The organism is Amycolatopsis sp. NPDC045836, from assembly GCF_056431745.1.
This window is the reverse complement of the sequence record NZ_JBWKKF010000002.1, coordinates 35180-59003: the sequence shown is the minus strand read 5'-3', so window position 1 is coordinate 59003 and position 23824 is coordinate 35180. Positions and strand designations below refer to the sequence as shown.

The window sequence follows — 23824 nt, the reverse complement described above, 5'->3', positions numbered from 1 at the left end:
CATCCGGCAGCGGGCCCGCGGTGGTGTTCTGCGTGATTGGAGCACGACATGAGCAGCACCGCCGAGGACCAGTCCACCGCCTCGCGCCTGTGGTCGGTCGGCGACGGCGGGCGGTCGCGGCTGAAGATGCGCCCCGGGCCGGACGCGATCCGGACCCTGACCGGCGCGCTCGACGCCGGGATCATTCCCGACACCTACGTCACCAACGGCGAGCTGGTGGTTGTGGAGGAGGTCTCCGGCGCGACGAACCCGACCGCCGGGGACGAGGACGTGGCGCTGCCGCTGACCGCGTCGGTGCTGCGGTCGCCGCGGCTGGCCGGACTGCTGGCCGAGCATGCCGACATCGTCAAACCCAAGATCGACGACAAGGGAAACATGAGCTACGTCGAGTACAGCCCGCCGGCCACCGTGCTGACCCCGGTCCTGGCCCGCAAATCCTGGCGTGGGCGACCGGTGCTGCACCGCATCATCTCCACCCCGGTGCTGCGCCCGGACGGCACGCTGCTGCAAACCCCCGGCTACGACCCCGCCACCGGCTTCTACCTGGCCGCCAACAGCCACCTGGCGCCGATCCCGGACAAGCCCACCGCTGAGCAGGTACGGGAAGCGCGCGAGTTCCTGCTGGAGCGGTTCCTGCGGGACTTCCCATGGCGGGACCCTCACGCTGACCGCGCCAACTACTTGGCCTTGCTGGCCACGCCGCTCATCCGGCCGTTCACCCGCGCGCTGAGCCCGTTCGGGATGATCGAGGCGTCCATGCCCAGTTCGGGCAAGACGATCCTGACCGGGTGCGTGGGGCTGCTGGTCGGGCAGCGGGTGCTGACCTGGACCGACAGCGAGGAGGAACTGCGCAAGACGATCACCAGCGTGTTCGCCGACGAGGTCGGCGTGGTCGTGTTCGACAACCTCACCGAAGGCGAAACCGTGCGCTCGGCCGTGCTGGCCCGGCTGATGACCGACCGCACCTGGACCGACCGCATGCTCGGCAGCAACAACGCGGCCACCTTCGCCAACGACCGGCTCTGGCTGGCCACCGGCAACAACCTGCACACCGGCGGCGACATGGCCTCCCGCACCGTCTGGGTCCGTCTCGACCCGAACTGCCCGCGCCCGGAAGCCCGCACCGGGTTCACCATCCCCAACCTCGACACCTGGATCCTCGACCCCGCCAACCGCGCCACCGTGCTGCGCCACGTACTCACCCTCGTGCTCGACTGGACCGCGAAAGGAGCCCCTACCAGCGCCTCAGTGCCGCCGATGCGGCAGTTCACCCGCTGGGCGCAATACCTCGGCGGACTACTCGAACACCACGGCATCACCGGTTTCCTCACCAACGCCGAGACCACACGCGAACTGGACGACGACGCCGGCGAGTGGCGCGGCTTCCTGCTCCGCTGGCACGAGCTGTTTGGCGACAAGCAGCTGTCAGCCCACCAGGTGCGGCTGCTGGCCAATCCCGAATCCGGCGACCAGTGGAACGGCACCTTCCCCACCGACAAGCGCGGCAACCCCGTGTCGAACAAGTCCCTGGGCAAGCTGCTCAGCGGCCAGGTCGACCGCTGGCGCGGTGACATCGTGTTACGACGCGACAAGGACACTGACACCAACGCCAGCATCTACTGGGTCGAGCGCAAGACCGACGACGACGAAACCCCCGGATCAAACCCGGTAAATCCGGAAACCCGGTAACCGATATATCGTAACGCTCTGACCAGTGCAAACAACCACCCGAGCTTCCCGGATTTAGCCGGAACCGTAAACCCGGGCCAAACCCGGTAAACCCGGAACCCGCCGGGTTTGGCCCCGTCCCGGATTTAGCCGGATTTAGCGATCCAGCCAAACCCGGGAGCAAAACCCCAGCTCAGACCATACGCAAGGCACCCTGCCGGGTTTACCGGGTTTCACCCCCGTACCCGCGTTCTTTTCCCGACGACCATCGCTTCGGGGATGCCAGCACATCCCCGCACCTTGACTACTCCCCGTCACCTTGCGCAGCCCCGTCAGTCGGGCAACGGGCGAGTACGGGGGTGCACCCACTCCAGGAAGGCGGCCCCAGGCAACTCATGCCTCGCCAGCCGACACCCCACTGCAAAGGGCCTCATCGCATGGCTACCCGTGAAGACGAACTGTTGACAGTAGACGAAGTTATCGACGAACTGAAAGTCAAGCGCCGTACCTTCTACGAGTGGCGGAAGAAGGGTACTGGACCGCGTTGCTACAAGCTGCCGAACAACGAACTGCGGATCTACCGCGCAGATCTCGATGAATGGTTCGCGCGACGGCTAGAGAAGGGGGCTGCCTAGTGGAGCACGAGACGTCACTCGACGTCCAAATCTGGGCAATCGAGAAATACGTCGGCAAGACCAAGAGCACCTATTGGGTGGTGTGGTTTGTCGCCAAGCGACGTTTCAAGGAGAAGTTTACTGCCAGTGCGCTGGCTGAGTCGTTCCGGTCGCAGCTGGTCACCGCCGCAAGTAAGGGAACACGGTTTCGGATCGCCGACGGCCGTCCCGTGTCGATGGCGAAGCAACGTCAGGTAGAGGCCAGCTGGTACGCCTTCGCCTGCAGCTACGTCGATCGCAAGTGGCCTGACGCGGCGGCGACCTACCGCCGCACCATTGCCGAGGCCATGACGGCGGCAACGCCGGTGATGCTCCGGGAGGGCCGCGGTCGTCCGGATGCCCAGCTGATCCGTTCAGTGCTGATGACCTGGGTGTTCAACCCAGTCGCTCGTGCCCGTGAAGACAAGCCTGCCGAGGTGCGCGAGGTCATCGAGTGGATTGAGCGCAATTCGCTGCCGGTTAGCGCGGTAATGCAATCTGAAGTAGCGCAGGCTTTGCTTCGCGCGGTGACAACACGTTTGGACGGCAAGCCGGGTGCGAAGTCGGTATCTCGCCAGCGTCGGATGCTGTTGAACAACGCCCTCGATGGGGCTGTGCCGAACATCCTGCCGAGCAATCCAGTGAAGGAGATCAAGTGGGTCGCACCGAAACCTGTGCGGTCCCTCGACCGTCGCCGGGTGCCCAACCCAATCCAGGCCCGCACCCTGCTCGGGCAGGTCCGCGCGTGCGGCGAAAGCGGCCGGCGGTTGTACGCCTGCCTCGCGACGGTGTACTTCGCTGGCTTGCGCCCCGAGGAGGCTGTGAACCTGAACAGGGACCTCTGTACCCTGCCGAGTCCGACGGTCGACAAGGAGACCGGCGAGCTGAGGTGCGGCTGGGGGGAGCTGTATGTCGAGGAGGCTACGCCGCACGCGGGTGCACAGTGGACGGACACGGGCGAGCCACGGGATCGGCGCCAGCTCAAGCACCGTGAAGTAGGGGAGGGGCGCTTCGTACCTGCCCCGCCAGAACTGACTGCGATCCTCCTCGGCCATGTCGAGGAGTTCGGAGTAGCCGAGGACGGAAGCTTCTTCCGTGGCGTCCGTGGCGGCCCGATCCCGCTCGTCACCTGGCAGCGCGTGTGGACAGCGGCTCGGGCCACGACGTTCGCTGGTCCAGCGGTGAAGTCGCCGCTCGCCCGGCGCCCGTACGACCTCCGTCACGCGTGCGTGTCAACGTGGCTGGCTGCGGGCGTCGATCCCAAGCAGGTCGCCGAGTGGGCCGGGCACTCTGTGGATGTGCTGTTGCGGATCTATGCCTGGGTGGTTGACGGGCGGCGGCAGGAAGCGCTGCAGAAGATCGAGGATGCACTGGGAGGTGGGCGGAAGGCGATCCCGGGGTGAGCCGGTTTCGGGGCGTCTTCGGGGCGAATGGCTGCACATGCGTGCATCTGGCCGCATCTGGCCGCACAACGCAAGATCGCCCATTGCCAGCGTATTGGCTGGTCAATGGGCGATCTGCGGTGGTCGTCGAGGGTGCCCCCGGCAGGATTCGAACCTGCGACACCCGCTTTAGGAGAGCGGTGCTCTATCCCCTGAGCTACGAGGGCGGGGACGTGCGCCCCCAGCCTACCGGGCCCCGCCACCCACCCGCAGGCCAGGGGAAAGATCAGGGATTGATCACGACGCGTCATAGCCCGGCCCGCCGACCCTCACCGTATTGCCGGGTGGTCACCAGTGGCTCGCGTCGAAACCGACGCTACCCCTAGGTAGCCTTCGGCGATGGGAAGCGGGGACCCCGCGTCCCCCGGCAGCCGGAGGCGTCCGTTGATCAAGGTGATGTTTGCCGACGACGAGGAACTGGTCCGCTCGGGCCTGCGCGCGATGCTGTCCGGGGCACCGGACATCGAGATCGTCGGGGAGGCCAGCGACGGCAGATCGGCGGTGGAGACCGCGCGCCGCTTCCACCCCGACGTGGTGCTCCTCGACATCAAGATGCGCGCCGCCGACGACGGGATCCGGGCGCTGCGCGCCATCCAGGCCTTCCCCGAACCACCCACCGTGGCCATGCTGACCACCTTCGACATCGACGAGTACGTCAGCCTCGCGCTGCGGCTCGGGGCCAACGGGTTCCTGCTCAAGGACATCGACCCGGCCGCCCTGCTGCGCGCCATCCGCGACCTCGCCCGCGGCGGCGCGGTGCTCGACCCCGGCGTCGCCGCGCGGATGGTCAACGCCCACCGCGACGAGCAGCGCGCCGCGCAACCCGCGCGCAAGCTGCTGGCCTCGCTGTCCGAACGGGAACGCGAGGTCGTCGGGCTGATCGGCCAGGGCCTGTCCAACGCCGAGATCGGGGGCAGGCTGCACCTGTCCGAGGCCACCGTCAAGGGCTACGTCAGCGCCGTGCTGTCCAAGATCGGCGCCGCCAACCGGGTGCAGGCGGCCCTGCTCGCCTACCGCGGCGGGCTGATCGACTAGCGGCCGTGCTCATCGCGCTGGAGATGATCGGGCTGGTCGCCTTCGCCGGCTCCGGGGCGCTCGCCGCGGTCTGGGCGCGGCTCGACCTCTTCGGCGTGGTCGTGGTCGGCCTGACCACCGCGCTCGGCGGCGGGATCATCCGCGACGTGCTGCTCGGCATCACCCCGCCGACCACCCTGCGCACCTGGCCCTACCTGGCCGTGCCCGCCGCCACCGCGCTCCTGGTCTTCCTGTTCCACCCCCAGGTCGCGCGCCTGCGCCGGGCCGTGCTGCTCGCCGACGCGCTCGGCCTCGGCGTGTTCGCCACCGCGGGCACCTCGACCGCGCTGCACGCCGGCGCACCGGTCTACACCGCCTGCCTCATCGGCATGACCACCGGTATCGGCGGCGGTGCGCTGCGTGACCTCCTGCTGCGCGAGATCCCGCTCGTGCTGCGCAAGGAGATCTACGCGGTGGCGGCGCTGGCCGGGTGCGTGCTGGTCGGCGTGGGTTACCTGCTGCGGCTGCCCACCGGCGTGGTCACCACGACGGCGGCCGCGGTGGTGATCACCATCCGGGTGCTGGCGCTGTGGCGGCGCTGGAACGCCCCGGTCGCCAGGGGCACCCCACCGGGTTCATTCACCTGATTCTCCGCGTGCTCTTAGGACTGTCTCAGACCCGCGAGTAAGACTGTGCCCATGCGCATTCTCGTTGTCGACGACGACCGGGCGGTCCGCGAGTCGCTTCGCCGCTCCCTGGAGTTCAACGGCTACCAGGTCGAACTGGCCAGCGACGGTGCGATGGCGCTCGAGTCGATCATCGCCAACCGGCCCGACGCGATGGTGCTCGACGTGATGATGCCCCGCCTCGACGGCCTCGAGGTGGCCCGCCGCCTGCGCAGCACCGGCGACGACCTGCCGATCCTGGTGCTCACCGCCCGTGACACGGTCTCCGACCGGGTGTCCGGGCTGGACGCCGGTGCCGACGACTACCTGCCCAAGCCGTTCGCCCTGGAGGAACTGCTCGCCCGCCTGCGGGCCCTGCTCCGCCGCGCCAGTCCGGACGCGCAGCCCGGCCAGAACACCGAGGCGCTCTCGTTCGCCGACCTCACCCTCGACCCCGGCACCCGCGAGGTCCGCCGCGGCGACCGCGAAATCAGCCTGACGCGCACCGAGTTCGCGCTGATGGAGCTGTTCCTCTCCTACCCGAAGCACGTGCTCACCCGCGGCCGCATCCTCGAGGAGGTCTGGGGTTACGACTTCCCGACCTCGGGCAACGCCCTCGAGGTCTACGTCGGCTACCTGCGGCGCAAGACCGAGGCCGGTGGTGAGCCCCGGCTCATCCACACCGTTCGCGGCGTCGGGTACGTGCTCCGCGAGACCCCACCGTGAGCACGATCAACATCGTCAAGGTCGGCGAGGACCCCACCCCCGAAGCCGGTCGCCGCCGGATGTCGCTCGGCTTCCGCGTCACCATGCTCGCCGCGGTCTGCGTGGCCGGTGCGGTCGCGCTGGCCTCGTTCGGCGCCTACTTCACCGTGCGCGACAACCTCTACAGCCAGATCGACGAGAGCCTGAACACCCGCGCCAGCACCGTGCTCAACGACCGCGACGTGGTGCGCACCGGCGGCGCCGAGATCCCCAGCTACATCTTCAAGCTCGCCGACGTGCAGTTCGACGTCATCTACTCGAACGGCGAGAGCGCGCTGCGGGACCAGATCACCCAGCGTCCCCCGATCGGGCAGCTGGAACGCCAGGTCGCCGCCCGGACCAGCGGGCCGTCCATCCGCACCGACGGCCGGACCGACTCCCGCGTGCTGGCCGTGCCGTACGAGGTCACCAGCGGCACCCCGCTCGCGTTGATCATCGCCCAGCCGCTCGAAGGCACCAAGCGCACGCTGAACGAGCTGTCCGTGGTGCTCCTGCTGATCGGCGGCGCGGGCATCATCGTCGCCGCGCTGGCCGGGACCGTGGTGGCCCGCGGTGGGCTGCGGCCGGTCGAACGGCTCACCCAGGCCACCGAACGGGTGGCGAAAACGGGTGATCTCACGCCGATCCCGGTCAGCGGCGACGACGAGCTGGCCCGATTGACGCACAGCTTCAACACCATGCTCGGCACGGTCGCCGAATCGCAGGAACGCCAGCGCCAGCTGGTCGCCGACGCCGGGCACGAGCTGCGCACCCCGCTGACCTCGTTGCGCACGAACCTGGAGCTGCTGCTCGCGGCCAACCGGGCGGGCGCGCCGAAGCTGTCCGACACCGACCGCGCCGACATCGAAGCCGACATCGGCGCCCAGCTCGACGAGCTGACCCAGCTGATCGGCGACCTGGTCGAACTGGCGCGCGCCGACGAACCGCGCACGCAGTTCGAACGGGTGGAGCTGGTCGAGGTGGTCGAGCGCGCACTGGACCGGGCCCGGCGGCGGGCCGGCGAGATCGAGTTCGACGTGGACCTGCGGCCGTGGGTGCTCAGCGGGGATTCCAGCGCACTCGAACGGGCGGTGCTGAACCTGCTGGACAACGCGGTGAAGTTCTCGCCGCCGGACGGGCACGTGCGGGTGCGGCTGTACCCGCTCGGCGACGGCACCGCGGTGGTCGAGGTGGCCGACTCCGGTCCCGGCATCGCCGAAGAGGACCTCCCGAAGGTGTTCGACCGCTTCTACCGCTCGTCCGAAGCCCGCACGCTCCCCGGCTCCGGCCTGGGGCTGGCCATCGTCAAGCAGGCCGCCGAACGGCACGGCGGCACGGTGTACGCGGGCCAGGCCCCCGGCGGTGGCGCGCTGCTGACCATCCGGCTCCCCGGCGTCCCCGGCTGACAAAATCCTGGCGATCGCGATCGGTGTTTGATCGTGTAGGATTTTGTGTAGTTGATGGGGTTCGGGATGGAGTCGACGGAGTGCTGGCGCGGCAGCGACAGGCGGTGATCCTCGAAGAGGCGCGGCGGACCGGTGCGGTCCGGGTCAGCGACCTCGTCGGCAGGCTGGGCGTGTCCGACATGACGGTACGCCGGGACCTCGACGTGCTCGCCAGCCGCGGGCTCATCGAGAAGGTCTACGGCGGCGCGACCTCGGTGATCGGCAAGAGCACCGACGAGCCGGGTTTCGAGGCGAAGTCCGTGCGCCAGCGCGCGCAGAAGGAAGCCATCGCCGCGAGCGCCGCGGGCCTGGTCAAACCGGGTACCGCGATCGGCATCTCGGCGGGCACCACCACCTGGACGCTGGCCAGGGCGCTGGACGCGGTGCCCGGCCTGACCATCGTGACCAACTCGATCCAGGTCGCCGACGTGCTGCGCGGGTCCAGCCAGCCCGACCGCACCGTGGTGCTCACCGGCGGGGTGCGGACCCCGTCGGACGCGCTGGTCGGCCCGGTCGCCGTGAACAGCCTGCGCACGCTGCACCTCGACGTGGTGTTCCTCGGCGTGCACGGCATGGCCGACGGCCCCGGGTTCACCACGCCGAACCTGACCGAGAGCGAGACCGACCGCGCGCTGGTCGAGGCGGGCAGGCGGCTGGTGGTGCTCGCGGACCACACCAAGTGGGAGACCGTCGGCATCTCCACCATCGCCGACCTCGACGAAGCCGACGTGGTGGTCAGCGACGACGGCCTGTCCGAACGCGCCAGGGAAATCCTCAGTGAGAAAGCTGGAGAGTTGATCATCGCGAATGTGCCGGGGGACGACGAGTGAAGCGCACGTCGCACAAGCTCGCGGACGGCCGGGAGATCATCTACTTCGACGCCGACGAGCACGCCCCGCCGCGAGACGCCGTGGACACCAGGGACCTGCCGCCGGTCGCGGCCGCCTCGGAGATCCGGCTGGACCCGCTCACCGGTGAGTGGGTGGCGATGGCGGCGCACCGCCAGACGCGCACCTACAAGCCGCCCGCCGACCTCTGCCCGCTGTGCCCGACCAAACCGGGCAAGCCGAGCGAGATCCCCGAATCCGACTACGAGGTGGCGGTTTTCGAAAACCGCTTCCCCTCCTTCGCGCAGGGCGTCTCCGGGGTGGAATCCACTCTGGACGGAATGCCGATGGTGCCGGTGGCACCCGGGCGCGGCCGCTGCGAGGTGGTCTGCTTCACCAGCGACCACGACCGCTCGTTCGGGCAGCTGAGCCCGCGTCAGGTGCGGACCGTGGTGGAGGCGTGGGCCGACCGCACCAGCGAGTTGTCCGCTTTGGACGGTGTGCGGCAGGTCTTCCCGTTCGAGAACCGCGGTGAGGAGATCGGCGTCACCCTGCACCACCCACACGGGCAGATCTACGCCTATCCGTTCGTGACGCCGAAGACCGCCCGGATGCTGGAGGTGGCGCGGGCGTACCGGGCCGAGCACGGCAGCCACGTGCTCGGTGACGTGCTGGCCGCCGAGCAGGCTTCGGGCGAGCGCGTGGTCGCCCGCGGCGAGCACTGGACGGCGTTCGTGCCGCCCGCCGCGCGCTGGCCGGTGCAGGTGCAGGTGGTGCCGCACCGCCAGGTCCCGGACATCCCGGCGCTGACCGACACCGAACGCGACGACTTCGCGAACGTCTACTTGGAAGTCCTCCGACGGTGTGACGCGCTCTACGACCGGCCGCTGCCGTACGTGGCCGGCTGGCACCAGGCCCCGGTCGGCACGGGCCGCGAGGACTGGTGGCTGCACCTGGAGCTGTTCTCCGTGCTGCGGAGCAGGGACAAGTTGAAGTACCTTGCGGGTTCCGAGTCCGGGATGGCGGTCTGGGTCAACGACACCACCCCGGAGCAGATCGCGGAGAGGCTGCGCGCCGCGCTCTGAGCCGTTCTGGTCCAACCCACAGCTTCGGCTCAGGTGCCTCTCAGGACCGGAGCGTTAGGTGGAGGCATGACCGAGAACGACCCGCACGGCCAGCGGCCGGAACCTCAGGACAAGCCGGATGACTCCGCTGGGACCGAGTACACCGCGCCGAACCCGTGGTCGGCGCCGAGCGCGCACTCGGAGCACCAGCACAACCCGTACGCGACCCCCGGCCAGCAGTACTACCAGCCGTACCAGCCGGGCACGGCCGTCTACCCGACCCCGCCGCCGCAGCAGCGCGGCCAGCGCGGCGCCGGCAAGCTCGTCGCCGGAGTGGCCGCGCTGGCGCTGCTGGTCGGCGGCGGTGCCGGTGCGGTCGGCGGTTACCTGGCCTCGGACGGCGCCAACCAGTCGGCCAGCTCGCTCGAAGCCCCGCAACCGGCCAGGCAGACCGGCAACGCGCCGGCCGGTTCGGTGGAAGCGGTGGCCCAGAAGGTCTCGCCGAGCGTGGTGCAGCTGCAGGTGGTCGGCCGGGGCGGGCAGGCGAACGGCGGTTCCGGGTTCGTCATCGACGGCAACGGCTACATCCTGACCAACAACCACGTGGTGGAGAACGCCGCCAACGGCGGCGGGCAGATCCAGGCGGTGTTCCAGGACGGGCGCAAGGCCCCGGCCACCGTGGTCGGCCGGGACCCCAGTTCCGACGTCGCGGTGGTGAAGGCCGAGGGTGTCAGCGGGCTGACGCCGGTCGAGCTGGGCCGCTCGGACGACCTGAAGGTCGGCCAGGGCGTGGTGGCCATCGGCTCGCCGTTCGAGCTGTCCGGCACGGTGACCTCGGGCATCGTCAGCGCGCTGCACCGGCCGGTGCGAGCGGGTGGCGAGCAGGGCAGCCAGTCCACCGTGATGGACGCGGTGCAGACCGACGCGGCGATCAACCCGGGCAACTCGGGTGGTCCGCTGGCCAACATGTCGGGGCAGATCATCGGCATCAACTCGGCCATCTACAGCCCGCCGAGCAGCGGCCAGTCGCAGGGCGGCAACGTCGGCATCGGCTTCGCCATCCCGATCGACCAGGCGCGCCGCACCGCCGACGAGATCATCAAGACCGGGCAGGCGACCCAGACCTTCATCGGCGCGACGGTGACCGACGCGCAGGGGGGCGGCGCCTCGATCCGCGAGGTCTCCCCGGGCAGCCCCGCCGAGCAGGCCGGGCTGAAGGCGGGCGACGTGGTGACCAAGATCGACGACCGGCTGGTGGACACCTCGGACGCGCTGGTCGCGGCCATCCGCACGAAGACGCCCGGCGAGAAGGTCAAGCTGACGCTGGCCTCGAACAACGTCATCGAGGTGACGCTGGGCGGCCAGCCGGTGCCGACCAACTAGACGCTCGGTCGCCTTGGCGACCGAGACCAACTCCGCGAGTGACCGGGACGCCCCCTCCTGGTCACTCGCGGTTTTTCTGCGCCGTGACGATCCCCGGACGCCCGGCGGTGGACACCACGACGCCGGTGACCAGCCGGGGTGACCGCAGCCGGTGGCCGCGTTCGCGGACCTTTCCGGGCTTTCGAAGGCCGAGACCGGGCGGATCTGGCTACCGTTCGCGGTGTGGTGGCCGCCCAGGCGGTGACCGCGCTCGTGGTGAACCATCTGGTCTTCACGTACTGGTAGGAGCAGGCATGACGCAGGAGAGCGGGCGCGTGCTCGTCGTCGACGACGACGAAACCGTGCGCGACGTGGTGCGCCGGTACCTGGAGGTCGCCGGGTTCACCGTGGAGGTCGCCGGCACCGGCGAGGAGGGCCTGCGGTCGTTCGGCGAGCGGCCGCCCGACCTGGTGGTGCTCGACGTGATGATGCCGGGCATCAGCGGGCTGGAGGTGTGCCGCCGGCTGCGGCGGACCAGCCAGGTGCCGGTGGTGCTGCTGACCGCGCTCGGCGAGGAGGAAAACCGGATCGCCGGGCTCGAACTCGGCGCCGACGACTACGTGACCAAGCCGTTCAGCCCCCGCGAACTGACGCTGCGGGTGGGGTCGGTGCTGCGGCGGGCCCGGTTGCCCAGCCGTCCCGCCGCCCCGGCCGAGGAGCTGCGCGACGGCGACCTAGTGCTCCGGACCAGTGCGCGGGACGCCACGCTCGGCGGCGTCGAACTCCCGCTGACCGCACGGGAATTCGACCTGCTGGCGTTCTTCCTGGCCCATCCCGGCACCGCGTACTCACGCGCCGACCTGCTGGAGCAGGTGTGGGGCTGGGACTTCGGCGACCAGTCCACGGTGACCGTCCACGTGCGACGGTTGCGGGAGAAGATCGAGCCGCAGCCCGCGAAACCCGTGCGCGTGGCCACGGTTTGGGGCGTCGGATACCGCTACGACCCGGTGTCCTCGCGATGATCGAGCCGGACGAATCCTTCGGTGCCATGCTCACGCACGCGTGGCACATCCTGCCGTTCGCGTTGCTGTTCGCGCTGCCGGTGACCGTGGTGGGCGGGCTGCTGCTGTTCCGGCTGCGCCGCGGTTCGCTGGCCAGCACGCTGACCGTGCTGGTGCTGATCCCGCTGGTCGCCACGCTGACCGGGGTGCTGGGCGTCAGCGGTTTCATGTTCAACTCGACGCTGACCACGATGCTGCTGGTGTGCCTGCTGGTGGCGGTGGTCACCGTGCCGTGCGCGATCCTGTTCGGCCGGGCGATCGCGCGGCGCAGCGTCTGGGAGCGGGAGGCGCGCGAGCGGGAGCGGGCGGCGGAGGCGTCCCGGCGGGAGCTGGTCGCGTGGATCAGCCACGACCTGCGCAGCCCGCTGGCCGGGATCCGCGCGATGGCCGAGGCGCTGGCGGACGGGGTGGTGTCCGAACCCGCCGAGGTCGCCGGGTACGCGCAGCGCATCAGCGGGGAGAGCACCCGGCTCTCGGGCATGGTCGACGACCTGTTCGAGCTGTCCAGGATCACCGCGGGCGCGTTGCGGCTGACCATGTCGGCGGTGCCGCTGCAGGACGTCGTCAGCGACACCCTCGCCGCGCAAACCCCGGTGGCGCGGCGGAAACGGGTGCGTGTCGAGGCACGTGCGCAGGCGTCGCCGGTGGTCAGCGGCAGTGACCCGGAGCTGGCGCGGATCGTGCGGAACCTGGTGTCGAACGCGATCCGGCACACCCCGCCGGACGGCACGGTCGCGGTGCAGATCGGCGTGGACGGCACGGAGGCGCTGATCGCCGTGGACGACGGGTGCGGCGGCATTCCGGAGGACGAGATCGGCCGGGTCTTCGACGTCGCGTTCCGCGGCACGCGGGCCCGCACCCCGGACCCCGACGGTGCGGGCGGCGGCCTCGGTCTGGCGATCGCGAAGGGGCTGGTCGAGGCGCACCGGGGCCGGATCCTGGTGCGCAACCACGGTCCGGGGTGCCGGTTCGAGGTGCACCTGCCGCTGGCGGTCTAGACGCTGCCTCGCCGCGCGTCACTCGCCGAAGGCGGCCACCCCTTCGGCGAGTCCGAAGGCGCCTGGGTGTGCAGGGCGCGCGTGGGCGTCAGGTTGTCGAGGAGCACGGGTTCGTCATCCCGCTTCGCTAAGCCGGAACGCTGCGTCCGCGACACCTCCGCCACACCCCTGACCTGCGGAACCTGCTTTTGCCCGCAAAAGCGGGTTCGGGCATTCGGGACGTTCGGGGCGGTGCTGGGACTCACCATGCGCGCGGTGATCGCCGGGCGCCGGTTCGCGCTACGGTGGGCACATGGAACGCAGTGCACAACGGCTGGGCCGTGCCCTTGTGGTGATCGTGGACGACCGTGCCGCCCACGGCGAGGTCGAGGACACCGCCGGTCCGCTGGTCACCGAGTTGCTGGAAGAGGCCGGGTTCATCGTCGACGGCACCGTGGTGGTGCACGCGGACACCGTGGCCATCCGGAACGCGCTGAACACCGCGGTGATCGGCGGGGCCGACCTGGTGATCACCGTCGGCGGCACCGGCGTGTCCCCGCGCGACGTCACGCCCGACGCCACGGCCGGTGTGCTGGACCGCCCGATCCCCGGGATCGGCGAGGCCCTGCGGTCCTCCGGCCTGGCCGCCGGTGCGGTCGACGCCGGCATCTCGCGTGGGCTGGTCGGTGTTTCCGGCAGCACGCTGGTGGTCAACCTGGCCGGCTCGCGCGCCGCGGTGCGGGACGGCATGGCCACGCTCTCGGCACTGGTGCCCTACGTGATCGACGAACTGTCCGGCCTGAACGAGGCCTGATGTCCGAACCCCCCGCCGAGCGCGATCGCCGACGCCGGTTCGAAGAGATCTTCGGCGACGTGCTGCCGGAGACCACCGCCGACGAACGCGACCCCGAGCCCACCGGCGGCGGCGACCAGGACAGCTGGTACCACGAAAACCGCCCGCCCCACCACGATCGCTGATCCCATCGCCTGCTCCGCGACCCTCGCGGAGCAGGCGATTTTCGTTTCAGCTGGCTGGCTCAGCTGCGATCTTGGCCACGGTCGCTGGCGCTGTCGCGCTGCTGCTGGCGCAGCAGGTCGCGGATCTCCTTCAGCAGTTCGACGTCAGTCGGCTCAGCGGGCCCGGTCTCCTTGCCGCGCTTGCGGCGTTCCTGCACCTTCTGCAGCGGCAACACGAACAGGAAGTACACCACCGCGGCGACGATCAGGAAGTTGATCCCCGCGTTGATCACGCCGCCGAAGTCCAGGAACGTGCCCTGGTTGCTGGAGAAGATGTAGAAGCCGAGCCCCTGCGCCGCGTCCGACCCGCCGATGGCGTTGATCAACGGCTTGATCAGCCCATTGGTGAAGGCAGTGACGATCGCGGTGAACGCCGTGCCGATGACCACCGCAACAGCCAGCTCGACGACGTTGCCGCGCATCAAGAAGTCCTTGAAGCCCTTCAGCACGGGTTCTTTCCTTTCCGGTGGGAACGAATCGCCACCGGAGCGTAGTGCCAACCGCCCCACCCGGCGCGCCAACAACAGCCGCCGACGCGTTCCGGCGCAGCCCGTTGAACCGCCCGGCGCCCCCACTCCATTGGGTCGAGCGCCGCGAACCCCCGCTCGTTGAACGCGTGGATCACATCACGCACCCAATCGGCGTCGATCTGCATCAACGACGTGATGTCCGGGACCGCCTGCCCTTGTGCGGACATCAGCACCACGATCACCCGGCGTAACCGCACCGGGTCCTTCGCGGTCCGCCCGATCCGGGCGAGCTTGCGGCCCTGCTCCATCGACAACGGCCGGAGGAACACCGCCGACGACGCCCCACGACCACCTCCCGCTCAACAGGGAAGACCAGCGTGGACTGCCAGCCCACCGGACCGATTGCCGAGTCAACGTTCTGAGATGCAGCACGCTGTGATGTCCGGGGAGGTTGTCGCGAGTTGAGGAGATGAGCGACGGCATGTCGTGCTGAGAGGTGAAGCCTCCGGTTGTGAAGTGGAGCTGTCTAGGAACCACGTCACCTGTCCGGAGACCTTCGTGTCCCACCCCAACGCCACCCTGACCCCGCGCACCCGGCTGCGACTCGCTCGGTTGATCGTCGAGCAGGGCTGGACCTGCGTCGAGGCAGCGGAGATGTTCATGGTCGCCGCGAAGACCGCCCGCAAGTGGGCACAGCGCTACCAGGACGAGGGCGAAGCCGGGATGACCGATCGCAGCAGCCGACCGCGCCGCAGCCCGGCCCGCACTCCCGAGCAGTTGGTGCGGGCGATCGTGCGGTGACGGCACCGGCTGGGGCCGGTCCAGATCGCCGGCCGGCTCGGCTTGCCCGCCTCCACAGTGCACGCGGTGCTGGTGCGCTGCCGGATCAATCGCCTCTGCCGGATCGACCGGGCCACCGGCGAACCCTTGCGCCGCTACGAGCACCACCATCCCGGGTCGCTGATCCACGTCGATGTCACCAAGTTCGGCAACATCCCCCGACGGCGGCGGCCACCGCTACGCCGGCCGGCAAGGCGAGATCAACAAACGCGCCACCCCGGGCCTGTCCCGCGGCACCGCCACCGCACACCGTCATCGACGACCACTCCCGCATCGCCTACGCCGAAATCCACACCAGCGAAACCGCCGCCACCGCCACCGACGTGCTGCGCCGCGCCGCAGCCTGGTTCACCGGCCTCGGCGTCACCGTCGAACGCGTACTCTCCGACAACGGCTCGGCCTACCGCTCCCGCCTGGCGCGACACCTGCACCGAGCTGGGGTCATCCCGACACGCACCCGGTCCTACCGGCCACAGACCAACGGCAAGATCGAACACTTCCACCGCACTCCGGCCGAGGGCTGGGCCTACGCCCGCTTCTACCCATCGGAGACGGTCCGGCGGGCAGCGCTACCACGCTGGCTGCACTTCCACAATCACCACCGGCCCTACAACCCAACCGGCGGCGAGCCACCAGCTACCCGGCTGACCAACCTCCCCGGGCATCACAACTAGCGAAGGTTGGGCCCCCGTTGTGAGGAGGCACCTGCGAAGGCGGCCTTCTCCGCGCACAGCTCCAGTTGCGTCCAAGTCGGCGGCGAGCGGGGCAAAGCAAGCAGGGGCAGGACGGGCAGGGGCAAGACGAGCAGGGCGGCGAACTTCGGTCGACGAGACCAGGCGAAAGCCTCGCAAGGGCATCGGCCTGACATGGACGGATTCGGGCGGGTGCGGATCGGCTAGCGCAGGGTGACGGTTACCGGGGTGTCCAGGGCGGCTGAGGCCAGTGGGGTGGCGGCCTCAGCCGGCACGGCGATCAGGACCAGTGGGCCTTTCGGGCGGGACTTGGCGTCGGCGGAGGAGGCGACGACCGTGATCACGGTCACGGCGGAGGCCAGTTGATGGTGGTGGAGGCCGTCGGCGGCGACGACGTCCACTCGGGTGCCCGGGTGCAGGAGGTCGGCGACCCCCGGATCGGCCAGGCGGATGGGCACGGTGGACGTGCCGGGCGGTCCGTGTGCGGGGGACACCAAGCGGACGTCGGTGAGGGGCTCACCCGCACGCGCCGCGCCGGCCAGCAGGCGGCCGCCGGTGTCGTCGGGCACGCTCAGCGCACCCGACGGCCGCAGCTCGCCGGGGATGTGGATGATTCTGGTGTCAGCGGGTGAAAGCAGGGTGCCAGGGCTCAGGTCGCGCGCCGCGACGAGCGTGGGTTCGCCGCCGGGGCCGGTGGGGGCCAGGAGCGGTACCAGTGCTACGGCGATGGCGGCCAGTGCCAGCAGGGCGGCCAGTGATTTGCGCGTGTGGCGGCCGTTGACCAGTGCGTTCAGCCGGGCGGCCAGGTCTTCGAAGAGTTGCACGATTCCCCCCCAGATTGTCGGTGGGGGATCGGGCTTGGTGATCCCCCGCGCCTTCGACGTTAGGGCGCGGGGGAGGGGTGAGCCAGGAGGAGACAGGCAACTGTGGACAAGTGAGGTGCCTGTGGACAACTCGGTGGATCAGGAAGCAGCGGCGGTCGCCGTCGTGGAAGATGAAGAGGACGACGAAGACGACGCCGCGGAGGAGGTGGTCGACGAAGAACCAGACGAATCGCTCTTGCCCGAGTCGCTCTTGGCCGAGGTTTCAGCCGGCTTCGAGGACTTGCTCGAAGCCGAGGACGACTTCGAGTCGGAGCGCGAGTCGTTGCGGTAGAAACCGCTACCCTTGAAGATCACGCCGACCGCACCGTAGAGCTTGCGCAGCGGGCCGGTGCACCGCGGGCACTCGGTCAGGCTGTCGTCGGAAAACGACTGGACCGCCTCGAAACGGTGGTCGCATTCCTTGCAGGCGTACTGGTACGTGGGCACAGCTGCTCCTTCGGACATTGGCACTCGGGGCTCAAGAGTGCTAACCCAATTGTGCTTCAGATCATTCCCCCGATGCAAACCAGTGTTCGTCACACCCCGCTGAGCTGGTCGAAGTAGCCTTCCGCCATGGCATGCCGGATCAGTGAACTGGTGCTCGACGCCCGGGATCCCGCCCGTCTCGCCGCCTTCTGGTGCGAGGTGCTCGGGTACGTCGAGCTGGGACGCGAAGGGGACGACATCGAGATCGGGCCGCCGGACACCGGGTTCGGCGGGCCGCAGCCGACGCTGGTGCTCAACGCCACGACCGAGCTGAAGCCGGGCAAGCTGCCGCTGCACATCGACCTCAGCCCGACGGACCAGGACCAGGAAGCCGAACTGGAGCGGCTGCTCGCGGCCGGAGCCACGCACGCCGACTGCGGGCAGACCGGTGAGGAGAGCTGGTACGTGCTCGCCGATCCGGAGGGCAACGAGTTCTGCCTGCTCAGGAAGCAGATCCCCCAGGTGTGAGCGGAAGCCGGACGAGGCCGCGGCCGGGCAGCAGGACGCCGCTCATGACGGCGTCGTGCGACTCGGCGGGTAGCCGGGGCACCAGTTCGTCGTCGCGCACGACGGCCACCAGGTCGGCGTGCGTGATGGCGCCGAGGGAACGGTCGTAGAAGCCCGCCCCGCGGCCGAGCCGGACGCCCTGGTGGTCGACCGCGAGCGCGGGCACCAGCACCAGCTCGGCCTGCTGGACGGCCGCTTCGCCGAGCCGGTCGCCGGTGGGCTCCAGCACGCCGCGGAACCGGCCGGGGGCCAGCGACGACGGACCGGTGTACTCGGCCCAGTCCAGTGGTCCCGGTGTGGTCGGGACCACGGGCAGCAGCACCCGCGAACCCGCGGTCCGGAGCACGTCCAGCAGAGCCAGTGAGCCGGGCTCCGTGCCGAACGGCACATAACCGCAGATCGTCTCCACCCTGGGCAGTTCGGCGACGAAGCGGGCCAGCGCGCCCGCCTCGCTCACCCGGCGCGCGATCGGCACCGCCGACCTCGCCTCGGTCAGTCGTTTGCGCCACTCGGCCTTGCTCAGGTGCTCATTGCCCGCAGCTCGCACCTGCTCAGGTTAGGCTTTGCGCCCATGACGGGCGCCGAAATTCCGCAGACGTTCCGAACCGCCATCGTGCCTGCCGCCGGGCTGGGCACCCGATTCCTGCCGACCACCAAGGCCGTGCCGAAGGAGCTGCTGCCGGTGGTCAACCGGCCGGGCATCGAGCTGGTCGCCGAAGAGGCCGCCGAAGCCGGTGCCCAGCGCCTGGTGATCGTCACCTCACCGGGCAAAGAGTCGGTGGTGGAATACTTCCGCGCCGCCCCCGAACTCGAGGAAACCCTCTCCGCCAAGGGCAAGACCGACCTGCTGGACAAGATCCGCCGCGCCCCCGCCCTGCTCGAAGTCGACGTCGCCATCCAGAAGCAGGCGCTGGGCCTCGGCCACGCGGTGGCACAGGCCGAGCCGAACCTGACCGAAGAGGACGAAGCGGTCGCCGTGCTGCTGCCGGACGACCTCGTGCTGCCCACCGGCGTGCTCAGCCGCATGGCCGCGGTGCGGGCGAAGGAGGGCGGCAGCGTGCTGTGCGCCTTCGACATCCCGCGCGAGCAGATCTCCCCCTATGGGGTGTTCGACGTGACCGACACGGAGGACCCCGATGTGAAGCGCGTGCACGGCATGGTGGAGAAGCCGAAGCCGGAGGACGCCCCGTCCACCTACGCGGCCGCCGGCCGATATCTGCTGGACAAGGCCATTTTCGACGCGCTGCGCCGCATCACCCCCGGCTCCGGCGGCGAACTCCAGCTGACCGACGCGGTGGCCCTGCTGATCGAAGAGGGGCACCCGGTTCATGTGGTGGTCCACCGCGGTGGCAGGCACGATCTCGGCAACCCCGGCGGCTTCCTGCGGGCGGCCGTCGACTTCGCGCTCGACGACCCCGAGTACGGGCCGTCGCTGCGCACCTGGCTGACCGAACGAATCGAGAACGCGAGCCGATGACCGCCCCTGACGCGCCTGACGTCCCCGACGCGCCGACCCCTGCCGCACCCGCGGAGGGCGTCGCGGAGGAACTCGCCGAGTTCCGTTCCGTGGACGCCCAGCTCGCCCTCGCGCTGGAGGCCGCGGTGCGCCCGCGCCCGGTGCGCGTGGCGATCTCGGAGGCGCAGGGGCTGTTGTGCGCCGAGGAGGTGGTCGCCGAGCACGCGCTGCCCGGCTTCGACCAGGCGGCCGTCGACGGGTACGCGGTGCGCAGCGTGGACGTGCGCACGGCCGGGCAGGAACCGGTGCAGCTGCCGGTGGTCGGGGAGATCCCGGCCGGCTCGCGGCAGCCGCGCCGGTTGCAGCCCGGCCAGGCCGTGCGCGTGGCCACCGGCGCACCGCTGCCCACGCTCGCCGACGCGGTGGTGCCGACCGCCTACACCGACGGGCACCACGCCAAGGTGACCGTGCACAAGCCGGTGCCGTCGGCCGGTTACGTCCGGCGGACCGGCGAGGACGTGCAGATCGGCGACGTCGCGGTCCGCCAGGGCGACACCATCGGCTCGGCCCAGGTCGGCCTGCTCGCTGCGGTCGGCAAGGCGAAGGTGCTGGTGTACCCGCGGCCGCGGGTGTCCATTGTGTCCGTGGGCGACGAACTGGTGGACATCGATCGCACGCCGTCGGTCGGGCAGGTCTACGACGTGAACTCCTACGCGCTGGCGGCCGCGGCCCGCGACGCCGGCGCGGAGGTCAGCCGCGTCGGGATCGTGGCGAACGATCCGAAGCGGTTGCGCGAGGTGGTCGAAGGCAGGCTGCTGATGTCCGAGGTGGTCGTGGTGGCCGGTGGCGCCGGCGGCAGTTCGGGGGACGAGGTGCACGCGGCGCTGTCCGAGCTGGGCCGCATCGACCTGACGCGGGTCGCCATGCACCCGGGTTCGGTGCAGGGCTTCGGCAGGCTCGGCCCGGACGCGGTGCCGACCTTCCTGGTCCCCGGCAACCCGATGAGCGCGCTGGTGGTGTTCGAGGTGCTGGTGCGCCCGCTGATCCGCGCGGCACGCGGCACGCGGAACCCGCACCGCCGCATGGTCGGCGCGCGGTTGCTGTCGCCGATCACCTCGACCAAGGGTCGGAAGGGTTTCCTGCGCGGCCAGCTGCTGCGCGACGAGGCGAACGGGGAGTACCTGGTGCAGCCGCTCGGCACGTCCGGTGCGCACCTGCTGGCTTCGCTGGCGGAGGCGAACTGCCTGATCAACATCGACGAAGACCTCACCGAAGTGGCCGCCGGCGAAGAGGTGAAGGTGACCTTCCTGGCGCAGCGCGGCTGACGGGGTGTCGCAGCTCTACGGCGTCGAAGGCCGGCATCCCGGGTGGCCGGCGAAGCTCGGCCCGCTCCGCGTGCGCGCCGGCGTGGTCGCGGTGCGGCCGGTGCGGTTGCGCGACGGCGGTGACTGGAGCCGGGCGCGGTTGCGGGACCGCGAGCACCTGGAGGAGTGGGAGCCGAGCGGCACCGGGACCTGGGCGGAGCGGAACTCGGTCTGGTCGTGGCCACCGCAGTGGTCGGCGCTGCGCTCGCTGGCGCGGCGCGGGCAGTGCCTGCCGTTCACGATCACCGTGGACGGCCGGTTCGCCGGTCAGATCACCATCGGGAATGTGATCAGGGCCTCCCTGCGGTCCGCGTGGGTCGGGTACTGGGTGTCCACTTCAGCCGTCCGGGGCGGGGTCGCGACGGCGGCCGTGGCGCTGGTGGTCGACCACGCCTTCCGGGCCGGCGGGATGCACCGCATCGAAGCCACCGTGCGGCCGGAGAACACCGCGAGCATCCGGGTGCTGACCAAGGCGGGGTTCCGGCAGGAGGGCCTGCTCCAGCGCTACCTCGACGTGGCGGGGGACTGGCGGGACCACCTGCTCTTCGGCCTGACCGCGGAGGAAACCGGGCCGGGGCTCACCGCCCGGCTGATCGCGGCCGGGCTCGCCGACCACGAGTGAGCCCCGCGGGCGCCCGATACCACATCAACGTCATTTCTCCTAACGCGGTGACACCATCCGGAATAAGAACCGGCGAGCCTTCCGGAGATCTGTTACTCCTGTGACTAACGTGACGAACGAAGGAGTTCACGTCGGGGGAGGTGACGGGAGATGCCAAGCTCGTTGATCATCGTCGCGCTGGCCGCGGCATGGCTCGTCGTCCTCGTTCCCATGATCGCGCGCAAGCGCCAGGAGATCGCGCGCACCGCCGACTCCGCGTTGGCCGCCAGGGTCGTGCGGAGCGGGAGCACACGCCACGAGGGGCGAGAGGAGTTCGCGATGTCCGATTCCGGAAAACGCGACGATGACGCCGACGACGAGTACGACGAGGTCGAAGCCGATCTCGACGACGAGGTGGACGACCTCGACGAGCTCGACGACGTGGAGTCCGCCCCGGAGGGACGGGACCTGCCGCCGTTGCCGCAGCCGCGCGAGAGCGGCCGCCAGTACCGGCCGGGTCGCGGGGGCTACGACCCGGAGGCCGCGGAGATCGCGGCGAGGGCGAAGTACGCCTACCGGCAGCGCGTGGTGGTCGTCCTGCTCGTGCTCGCCGTGGTCACCGCCGGGCTGGCCGCGTTCCTGACGCCACTGGTGTGGTGGGGGCACGGCGCGGTCGACCTGGTGCTCGTCGGGTACCTCGCGTACCTGCGACGGCAGGTCCGGATCGAAAACGAGATCCGGCAGCGGCGCCTGTCGCGGCTGAACGCCGGCACCCGCGTCACCCGGCGCCCGGTGCCCGAGGAGAGCCAGGCCGAGGAACCGGTGGCCCCGCGGCCGCCGCGCCGGGAGATCCCGGCGCGCAAGCCGTCACCCACCTCGCGCCTGCGGCGGCACGCCGTCGTCGTCGACCCGGAGGACGAGGACCCGGCCTTCCACGAACTCGACGACCCAGGTCAGCGGTCCTTCCGCCGGGCCTCCGGCGAATAGGACCCCCCGGCTCGAGCGGTCGGCAGCCACTGTTATGCTGAGCAAGCTTTCAGGGGCTGTAGCGCAGTTGGTAGCGCGTCTCGTTCGCATCGAGAAGGTCAGGGGTTCGATTCCCCTCAGCTCCACAGCAGGTCAAAGGCCCTTCCCGGGATCACTGGGAAGGGCCTTTTGCGTTCCGTCATCACCTCGGGGCAACTCCCGGATTCGATCGAGGCGCCATCTAGAACCACCACGCGAGGTGCTCAGGTCGGTGTTCGGTAGCGGTGCAGCAGACTGTTGAACCGCTGCAGTTGGTCGACGGCGTCTTCGGCGACCGGGTCGGGGTGGAAGTGCATGACCTTGTTGCGGATGTGCCGGATCTCCCTCAAACGCGCGATGAAACTGGCTCGGTCCAGCGGCCAGCCCAGCTTTGCCCAGACGTCCCGGTTTTCCAGCACGCGTTCGTAGTCACCGATGGCGAGTTGGTCGAAGCTGCCGATCTTCCGGTGGCAGAGCGCCTCGACGGTGGGCAGGTCCACCGTGCGGCTCACCACCCACCTCAGCGTCTGATCCAGTTCACCCACCTGGAAGAACGGCATGGCCATCGCGCCGAAGCGGCGTGCCACGTCCGCGGCGGTGACGATGCCCTTGATCTCCTTGCTTTCGTTCCACACGAAAACGAAATCACGTTGTTGCAGTGTGGGCAGCACATCGAACAGATTGCGGTCATACGCGACGACTTCCACGTGCCGGACGATGGCGTCGGCGAAGCCCGCATCCGATCTGCGGTGCATCGCCTGGGCGATCGAGCGCCAGGTCACGGCACCGCGCAGGTTCCGCTCACCGCTCAGCACAGCCAGCTGTGAGTAGTCGTTCAGGTGCATTATGGTGATCGCCTCTTCGAAGCAGCTGTCGGGCGCGACAGCGCCGACTCCACGGAGCGGGGTCAGGTTTCCCACGGTGAGGCGCACGTTGAGATCCTCGTCGCCGTCGTCTTCCGTGTCCGGCGACTCATCGGACTCCGCGGGCGGTGTGGTCAGCAGGACCTCCGTCTCCAGGGTCACCGCTCGGAAGCTCGGCGAGGTGACCAAGCCGTGGTTGGCCAGATCGGCCTCGATCCGGCTGATCTGGTCGCCACCGCGATCCGTAGCTCCCCAGTTCTCCAGCAGGTCGCGAACCGAGAAGCGCTCGGGACTCCCCCCATCGGCCCGCGCGCGTGCTTGCCGCAGCCACTCGTGGATGCGCTGGCGTGCGGTGTCCTCATTGCGCTGGTTGGCCACCGCTGCCACGGTGGTGATCTCCTGGTCGAGCAACTCCTGGCGCACGGCGTCCAGCAGACGGTCCTGATCGACCACCCGCCACGCCCGCCAGCCGTCGACCGCCCGCATCCCGGCCGCGACCACGGCCGCTCGAGAGGGCGAGCGGAACTCCTTCCCATCGGACTCGAGGCGAATCCGGCCTTCATCGGTCACCGTGGCGTGGAAGGTCGCACCGATGCGACTGCGCTCGAACTTGAGCTTCGCCCCCGCCTGGAGCAGCCCGGCCTCCATCAGGTCGCGAATCGTCACGCGGCGACCGCCGATCAAGTACATCGAGCGGCTGCCGTTCTGCTGGTTCGCGGTCCGTTCGCCCACCGCTGC

At 69.9% G+C, this 23824-nt stretch carries 25 protein-coding genes, 2 tRNA genes and 1 pseudogene; 21 read left to right on the top strand and 7 right to left on the bottom strand.

All coding sequences use genetic code 11. The features are described from left to right. Positions 1-48 precede the first annotated feature (48 nt). From AC07EG_RS02965 to AC07EG_RS02955, 3 genes are all read left to right on the top strand, one after another. A complete protein-coding gene (locus tag AC07EG_RS02965) occupies positions 49-1689 on the top strand; it encodes a hypothetical protein (RefSeq protein ID WP_478251290.1) in 1641 nt (546 codons plus the stop codon). A gap of 416 nt (positions 1690-2105) precedes the next feature. Further along, positions 2106-2303, top strand: coding sequence for a helix-turn-helix transcriptional regulator (locus AC07EG_RS02960; RefSeq protein ID WP_478251289.1), 198 nt, complete (start codon positions 2106-2108; stop codon positions 2301-2303). Continuing rightward, positions 2303-3724: a tyrosine-type recombinase/integrase gene (locus AC07EG_RS02955; RefSeq protein ID WP_478251288.1), complete on the top strand. Its 1422-nt coding sequence runs from the start codon at positions 2303-2305 to the stop codon at positions 3722-3724. The genes AC07EG_RS02960 and AC07EG_RS02955 overlap by 1 nt, the downstream gene beginning before the upstream one ends. 133 nt (positions 3725-3857) lie before the next feature. On the opposite strand, the gene AC07EG_RS02950 is transcribed toward AC07EG_RS02955, so the two are convergent. Further along, positions 3858-3930: transfer RNA gene (locus AC07EG_RS02950), tRNA-Arg, on the bottom strand. A gap of 217 nt (positions 3931-4147) precedes the next feature. Here AC07EG_RS02950 and AC07EG_RS02945 point away from each other — a divergent pair. From AC07EG_RS02945 to AC07EG_RS02895, 11 genes are all read left to right on the top strand, one after another. Next, positions 4148-4798 (top strand): response regulator, encoded by a 651-nt coding sequence (locus tag AC07EG_RS02945; protein WP_113694589.1) that lies wholly within the window; start codon positions 4148-4150, stop codon positions 4796-4798. Between the two features lie 23 nt (positions 4799-4821). Then, the gene (locus tag AC07EG_RS02940; RefSeq protein WP_478251749.1) at positions 4822-5424 is read left to right on the top strand and encodes a trimeric intracellular cation channel family protein; all 603 of its coding nucleotides are present in this window, start codon (positions 4822-4824) and stop codon (positions 5422-5424) included. Positions 5425-5475: 51 nt separating this feature from the next. Then, positions 5476-6168, top strand: coding sequence for a response regulator transcription factor (locus tag AC07EG_RS02935; protein WP_478251287.1), 693 nt, complete (start codon positions 5476-5478; stop codon positions 6166-6168). Positions 6169-6227: 59 nt separating this feature from the next. Continuing rightward, complete coding sequence (locus tag AC07EG_RS02930) at positions 6228-7592, top strand: sensor histidine kinase (RefSeq protein ID WP_478251748.1); 1365 nt, start codon at positions 6228-6230, stop codon at positions 7590-7592. 80 nt (positions 7593-7672) lie between these two features. Further along, positions 7673-8461: a DeoR/GlpR family DNA-binding transcription regulator gene (locus AC07EG_RS02925; protein WP_478251286.1), complete on the top strand. Its 789-nt coding sequence runs from the start codon at positions 7673-7675 to the stop codon at positions 8459-8461. Beyond that, on the top strand, positions 8458-9543 hold the full coding sequence (gene galT / locus AC07EG_RS02920) for a galactose-1-phosphate uridylyltransferase (RefSeq protein ID WP_478251285.1): 1086 nt from the start codon (positions 8458-8460) through the stop codon (positions 9541-9543). Before AC07EG_RS02925 ends, galT begins: the two co-directional genes overlap by 4 nt. A gap of 66 nt (positions 9544-9609) precedes the next feature. After that, the gene (locus AC07EG_RS02915; protein ID WP_478251284.1) at positions 9610-10905 is read left to right on the top strand and encodes a S1C family serine protease; all 1296 of its coding nucleotides are present in this window, start codon (positions 9610-9612) and stop codon (positions 10903-10905) included. Between the two features lie 293 nt (positions 10906-11198). Further along, positions 11199-11906: a response regulator transcription factor gene (locus AC07EG_RS02910; protein WP_478251283.1), complete on the top strand. Its 708-nt coding sequence runs from the start codon at positions 11199-11201 to the stop codon at positions 11904-11906. After that, positions 11903-12943, top strand: a complete 1041-nt coding sequence (locus AC07EG_RS02905; protein ID WP_478251282.1) for a sensor histidine kinase — start codon at positions 11903-11905, stop codon at positions 12941-12943. Before AC07EG_RS02910 ends, AC07EG_RS02905 begins: the two co-directional genes overlap by 4 nt. Before the next feature lie 292 nt (positions 12944-13235). Continuing rightward, positions 13236-13736 (top strand): MogA/MoaB family molybdenum cofactor biosynthesis protein, encoded by a 501-nt coding sequence (locus tag AC07EG_RS02900; RefSeq protein WP_478251281.1) that lies wholly within the window; start codon positions 13236-13238, stop codon positions 13734-13736. Next, positions 13736-13900 (top strand): hypothetical protein, encoded by a 165-nt coding sequence (locus tag AC07EG_RS02895; protein ID WP_478251280.1) that lies wholly within the window; start codon positions 13736-13738, stop codon positions 13898-13900. The genes AC07EG_RS02900 and AC07EG_RS02895 overlap by 1 nt, the downstream gene beginning before the upstream one ends. A gap of 59 nt (positions 13901-13959) precedes the next feature. Here the strand turns inward: AC07EG_RS02895 and mscL are convergent, their stop codons facing one another. Together mscL and AC07EG_RS02885 are read right to left on the bottom strand one after the other, a co-directional pair. Then, positions 13960-14388: a large-conductance mechanosensitive channel protein MscL gene (mscL, locus tag AC07EG_RS02890; protein ID WP_478251279.1), complete on the bottom strand. Its 429-nt coding sequence runs from the start codon at positions 14386-14388 to the stop codon at positions 13960-13962. Beyond that, a complete protein-coding gene (locus AC07EG_RS02885; RefSeq protein WP_478251747.1) occupies positions 14382-14717 on the bottom strand; it encodes a helix-turn-helix domain-containing protein in 336 nt (111 codons plus the stop codon). The genes mscL and AC07EG_RS02885 overlap by 7 nt, the downstream gene beginning before the upstream one ends. A 250-nt stretch (positions 14718-14967) precedes the next feature. Between AC07EG_RS02885 and AC07EG_RS02880 the strand changes: the two are divergent. Then, a pseudogene (locus tag AC07EG_RS02880) lies at positions 14968-15923 on the top strand (IS481 family transposase). A gap of 221 nt (positions 15924-16144) precedes the next feature. Here the strand turns inward: AC07EG_RS02880 and AC07EG_RS02875 are convergent. Next, the gene (locus tag AC07EG_RS02875) at positions 16145-16765 is read right to left on the bottom strand and encodes an SAF domain-containing protein (RefSeq protein WP_478251278.1); all 621 of its coding nucleotides are present in this window, start codon (positions 16763-16765) and stop codon (positions 16145-16147) included. Positions 16766-16903: 138 nt separating this feature from the next. Further along, complete coding sequence (locus AC07EG_RS02870; protein WP_478251277.1) at positions 16904-17251, bottom strand: FmdB family zinc ribbon protein; 348 nt, start codon at positions 17249-17251, stop codon at positions 16904-16906. Positions 17252-17377: 126 nt separating this feature from the next. On the opposite strand from AC07EG_RS02870, the gene AC07EG_RS02865 reads away from it, so the two are divergent. After that, a complete protein-coding gene (locus AC07EG_RS02865) occupies positions 17378-17758 on the top strand; it encodes a VOC family protein (RefSeq protein ID WP_478251276.1) in 381 nt (126 codons plus the stop codon). Here AC07EG_RS02865 and AC07EG_RS02860 read toward each other — a convergent pair. Next, complete coding sequence (locus AC07EG_RS02860) at positions 17733-18344, bottom strand: 5-formyltetrahydrofolate cyclo-ligase (protein ID WP_478251275.1); 612 nt, start codon at positions 18342-18344, stop codon at positions 17733-17735. The two genes, AC07EG_RS02865 and AC07EG_RS02860, sit on opposite strands and share 26 nt — an antisense overlap. A 24-nt stretch (positions 18345-18368) precedes the next feature. Here AC07EG_RS02860 and AC07EG_RS02855 point away from each other — a divergent pair, with 24 nt between their 5' ends. From AC07EG_RS02855 to AC07EG_RS02835, 5 genes are all read left to right on the top strand, one after another. Then, positions 18369-19274, top strand: coding sequence for a UTP--glucose-1-phosphate uridylyltransferase (locus AC07EG_RS02855; protein ID WP_478251274.1), 906 nt, complete (start codon positions 18369-18371; stop codon positions 19272-19274). Then, entirely contained in the window at positions 19271-20578 is a 1308-nt protein-coding gene (gene glp, locus AC07EG_RS02850) for a molybdotransferase-like divisome protein Glp (protein ID WP_478251273.1), read from the top strand. Before AC07EG_RS02855 ends, glp begins: the two co-directional genes overlap by 4 nt. Before the next feature lie 4 nt (positions 20579-20582). Continuing rightward, complete coding sequence (locus AC07EG_RS02845; RefSeq protein ID WP_478251272.1) at positions 20583-21239, top strand: GNAT family N-acetyltransferase; 657 nt, start codon at positions 20583-20585, stop codon at positions 21237-21239. Between the two features lie 150 nt (positions 21240-21389). Next, positions 21390-22205 carry a divisome protein SepX/GlpR gene (gene sepX / locus AC07EG_RS02840; RefSeq protein WP_478251271.1) on the top strand — a complete coding sequence of 272 codons (816 nt, stop codon included), beginning with the start codon at positions 21390-21392 and terminating at the stop codon, positions 22203-22205. 52 nt (positions 22206-22257) lie between these two features. After that, positions 22258-22330 (top strand) — tRNA-Ala (locus AC07EG_RS02835). A 117-nt stretch (positions 22331-22447) separates the two neighbouring features. Here the strand turns inward: AC07EG_RS02835 and AC07EG_RS02830 are convergent. After that, entirely contained in the window at positions 22448-23818 is a 1371-nt protein-coding gene (locus AC07EG_RS02830; protein ID WP_478251270.1) for a restriction system modified-DNA reader domain-containing protein, read from the bottom strand. Positions 23819-23824 lie beyond the last annotated feature (6 nt).

Bases quoted from the DNA above. Each gene is read 5' to 3' on its own strand.
- glp (WP_478251273.1), top strand. From the start codon at position 19,271: ATGACCGCCCCTGACGCGCCTGACGTCCCCGACGCGCCGACCCCTGCC.
- AC07EG_RS02855 (WP_478251274.1), top strand. From the start codon at position 18,369: ATGACGGGCGCCGAAATTCCGCAGACGTTCCGAACCGCCATCGTGCCT.
- AC07EG_RS02960 (WP_478251289.1), top strand. From the start codon at position 2,106: ATGGCTACCCGTGAAGACGAACTGTTGACAGTAGACGAAGTTATCGAC.
- AC07EG_RS02940 (WP_478251749.1), top strand. From the start codon at position 4,822: ATGATCGGGCTGGTCGCCTTCGCCGGCTCCGGGGCGCTCGCCGCGGTC.
- AC07EG_RS02905 (WP_478251282.1), top strand. From the start codon at position 11,903: ATGATCGAGCCGGACGAATCCTTCGGTGCCATGCTCACGCACGCGTGG.
- sepX (WP_478251271.1), top strand. From the start codon at position 21,390: ATGCCAAGCTCGTTGATCATCGTCGCGCTGGCCGCGGCATGGCTCGTC.
- AC07EG_RS02865 (WP_478251276.1), top strand. From the start codon at position 17,378: ATGGCATGCCGGATCAGTGAACTGGTGCTCGACGCCCGGGATCCCGCC.
- AC07EG_RS02885 (WP_478251747.1), bottom strand. From the start codon at position 14,717: ATGGAGCAGGGCCGCAAGCTCGCCCGGATCGGGCGGACCGCGAAGGAC.
- AC07EG_RS02915 (WP_478251284.1), top strand. From the start codon at position 9,610: ATGACCGAGAACGACCCGCACGGCCAGCGGCCGGAACCTCAGGACAAG.
- AC07EG_RS02900 (WP_478251281.1), top strand. From the start codon at position 13,236: ATGGAACGCAGTGCACAACGGCTGGGCCGTGCCCTTGTGGTGATCGTG.
- AC07EG_RS02910 (WP_478251283.1), top strand. From the start codon at position 11,199: ATGACGCAGGAGAGCGGGCGCGTGCTCGTCGTCGACGACGACGAAACC.
- AC07EG_RS02930 (WP_478251748.1), top strand. From the start codon at position 6,228: ATGTCGCTCGGCTTCCGCGTCACCATGCTCGCCGCGGTCTGCGTGGCC.
- AC07EG_RS02965 (WP_478251290.1), top strand. From the start codon at position 49: ATGAGCAGCACCGCCGAGGACCAGTCCACCGCCTCGCGCCTGTGGTCG.
- AC07EG_RS02895 (WP_478251280.1), top strand. From the start codon at position 13,736: ATGTCCGAACCCCCCGCCGAGCGCGATCGCCGACGCCGGTTCGAAGAG.
- AC07EG_RS02935 (WP_478251287.1), top strand. From the start codon at position 5,476: ATGCGCATTCTCGTTGTCGACGACGACCGGGCGGTCCGCGAGTCGCTT.